This is a genomic window from Pseudomonas sp. NPDC089530 (assembly GCF_050280705.1).
Lineage (GTDB): Bacteria > Pseudomonadota > Gammaproteobacteria > Pseudomonadales > Pseudomonadaceae > Aquipseudomonas.
In genome coordinates, this window is sequence record NZ_JBNNVU010000184.1 from 1 (window position 1) to 3,152 (window position 3,152).

Below are 3,152 nucleotides of genomic sequence, written 5' to 3' on the forward strand. Positions count from 1 at the left end.
GTCTCATTTCACGCTTAATAATAATTACTCCGAATCTGGGCGACCACGCCGGGAAACCGCTTGTGCGAGGAACTCCGAGAATTGAGCGACGGGCATCGAGCCCAGGTCAGCCCCTTCACGGGTCCGCACAGCGACAGTCTGCGTCTCGACTTCCCGATCTCCAATAACCAAGAGATAGGGAACCTTGAGCAAAGTATGCTCGCGGATTTTAAAGCCGATCTTTTCATTTCTCAAGTCAGACTTGGCACGAAATCCGCTTTGGTTGAGGGTTTTTTCTACTTCGAGGGCAAAATCTGCCTGTTTATCAGTGATATTCATCACCACGGCCTGGGTCGGAGCCAGCCACGCAGGGAATGCCCCTTCGTAATGTTCGATCAGAATGCCGACGAAACGCTCGAAGGAGCCGAGGATCGCCCGATGCAACATCACCGGATGCTTACGGCTGTTATCTTCGGAAACGTACTCGGCGCCCAAGCGAATCGGCAGGTTGAAATCGAGCTGCAAGGTACCGCACTGCCAGACGCGGCCGAGGCAGTCCTTCAGCGAGAACTCGATTTTCGGACCGTAGAACGCACCCTCGCCCGGCTGCAGGTCATACGGCAGCCCGGCGCTATCCAGCGCGGCAGCCAACGCATTTTCAGCACGATCCCACAGTTCGTCGGAACCCACGCGCTTTTCAGGGCGAGTGGAGAGCTTCATTTCGATGTCCTTGAAGCCGAAGTCGGCGTAGACATCCATGGTCAGCTTGATGAATGCGGCGGATTCAGCCTGCATCTGCTCTTCGGTACAGAAGATGTGCGCATCATCCTGAGTGAAGGCACGCACGCGCATGATGCCGTGCAACGCACCCGATGGCTCGTTACGGTGGCAAGCACCGAACTCGGCCAGACGCATCGGCAGCTCGCGGTAGCTTTTCAGGCCCTGATTGAACACCTGCACGTGGCACGGGCAGTTCATCGGCTTGATGGCGTAGTCGCGGCTTTCCGACTCGGTGGTGAACATGTTTTCGGCGTAGTTGGCCCAGTGCCCGGATTTCTCCCACAGGCTGCGATCGACCACCTGCGGGGTCTTGATCTCCAGGTAACCGTTCTCACGCTGGACCTTGCGCATGTACTGCTCGAGCACCTGGTACAGGGTCCAGCCGTTCGGATGCCAGAACACCATGCCCGGCGCTTCCTCCTGGGTATGGAACAGGCCGAGGCGCTTGCCGATCTTGCGATGGTCGCGCTTCTCGGCTTCTTCGATGCGCTGGATATAAGCCGCCAGTTGCTTCTTGTCCGCCCAGGCGGTGCCATAGACGCGCTGTAACTGCTCGTTCTTGGCGTCGCCGCGCCAGTAGGCGCCGGACAGCTTGGTCAGCTTGAAAGACTTGAGGAAGCGAGTGTTCGGCACATGCGGGCCGCGGCACATGTCGACGTATTCTTCGTGGTAGTACAGGCCCATGGCCTGTTCGTTCGGCATGTCCTCGACCAGGCGCAGCTTGTAGTCTTCGCCACGAGCCTTGAACACTTCGATCACTTCGGCGCGCGGAGTGACTTTCTTGATGACGTCGTAATCCTTTTCGATCAGCAGTTGCATGCGCTGCTCGATGGCCGCGAGATCGTCCGGAGTGAAAGGACGCTCGTAGGCGATGTCGTAATAGAAGCCTTCATCGATCACCGGACCGATCACCATCTTCGCTGTCGGATACAGCTGCTTGACCGCATGGCCAACCAGGTGAGCGCAAGAGTGGCGAATGATCTCCAGCCCCTCTTCATCCTTTGGCGTGATGATTTGCAGGGTCGCGTCGCTGTCGATCGGATCGCAGGCGTCGACCAGTTTGCCATTGACCTTGCCGGCCACGGTGGCCTTGGCCAGACCTGCACCAATGGATGCGGCGACCTCGGCTACGGAAACCGGATGATCGAATGAACGTTGACTGCCGTCGGGAAGAGTAATAGTGGGCATGGCGCCTCCTCTCCTAGTGGTGACCCCTACCAAAGGTCACGTGGGTTGGGATGAGCCAGTACGCGGTTCGATCCAGGCCGTTCATGAGAACGCCTGCCTCACAGTGGCAGGAGCCTTGCGGCCAACCGGCAAAACGAACCAGAGTGACTGGAGTTCAAAACAGAAAAATTAGAGGCATAAGCCGCACAGGAACTAAAGCTAGCCCAGCGCCTGGAAACGCCCAAGCCGGGCATGCTAGCACAGATGAACGGTCATCGCGCCGTACTTCACACCCGGATCAGTGTGTCGGTGCTTTCCAGGCCGGAAAGTGAACTTGGTGTGTACGCAAGGTCTCAAATACACCGAGAATCACCATTCTTGTACCCACCCCAGGAGAGCTCGACTCATGCGCCTCACCCAACTGTTCGCCCTTGCCGCCCCTTTCGCCCTGCTGCTGCCCTTGAGCGCGCAAGCCGCCTGGCCGGCCGGAGTACGCGCCGAATACATGAAGGATTGCACGGCTGCCGCCAGCCAGAGCATTGATGCCAAGAGCGCGGAAAAACACTGTGCCTGTGGCGCGGACAAGCTCAATGAGAAGTTCACCACCGACGAAATCAAGCAGCTCATGAGCAAGCAGACTCAACCGGATCCAGCGCTGCGAGCCAAGGCGCTGGACGCTATTGCCGCTTGCCGGGTGGTGAAATAAGGCTTCAAGGCACGACAAAAGCCTCCAATCCATGCTCGTCACACATGAAAAACAGGCTATTTTTCACAATTTACGCAGCTTTTACGGCTTTTTTTATCACTGATTATTTTCGGTGAAAGCCCCTTAAACCGGGGCCTTCAGCCGACCAGAGCAACAAAACAGGCTCAACCACCTGGGAATCGGCACGTCCGGGGGGCTCCCAAGTCGAACATTTCGACTATGATAGCCCGGTGTGCCCAGTTGGCCTGAGCAGCACAGTACTACTGAAAATATATGTTTCTTGGAGATACACCATGTCTAATCGCCAAACCGGCACCGTAAAATGGTTCAACGATGAAAAAGGCTTCGGCTTCATCACTCCTCAAGGTGGCGGTGACGACCTGTTCGTACACTTCAAAGCTATTGAAAGCGACGGTTTCAAAAGCCTGAAAGAAGGCAATCAGCGAAGCGGTAGCCAATATTACCGACATGACCACCCAGATCGCCGCGGCCACCGAGGAACAGAGCGCTGTGGCCGAAG

Annotated in this window: 2 protein-coding genes and 2 pseudogenes; 3 read left to right on the forward strand and 1 reads right to left on the reverse strand. The window is 56.8% G+C overall.

Features of this window, described 5'->3' with window-relative positions; all coding sequences use genetic code 11:
- Window positions 1–24: 24 nt before the first annotated feature.
- Complete coding sequence (gene thrS, locus ACQKQA_RS29935; RefSeq protein ID WP_427564756.1) at window positions 25–1,947, reverse strand: threonine--tRNA ligase; 1,923 nt, start codon at window positions 1,945–1,947, stop codon at window positions 25–27.
- Window positions 1,948–2,332: 385 nt separating this feature from the next.
- Between thrS and ACQKQA_RS29940 the strand changes: the two genes are divergently transcribed.
- The 3 genes and pseudogenes from ACQKQA_RS29940 to ACQKQA_RS29950 form a co-directional block, all read left to right on the forward strand.
- Window positions 2,333–2,632 (forward strand): hypothetical protein, encoded by a 300-nt coding sequence (locus tag ACQKQA_RS29940; protein WP_427564757.1) that lies wholly within the window; start codon window positions 2,333–2,335, stop codon window positions 2,630–2,632.
- A gap of 293 nt (window positions 2,633–2,925) precedes the next feature.
- Window positions 2,926–3,081 (forward strand): annotated as a pseudogene (locus ACQKQA_RS29945) (cold-shock protein); the annotation flags it as partial.
- Window positions 3,071–3,152: pseudogene (locus ACQKQA_RS29950) on the forward strand (methyl-accepting chemotaxis protein); the annotation flags it as partial. The pseudogenes ACQKQA_RS29945 and ACQKQA_RS29950, both read left to right, overlap by 11 nt.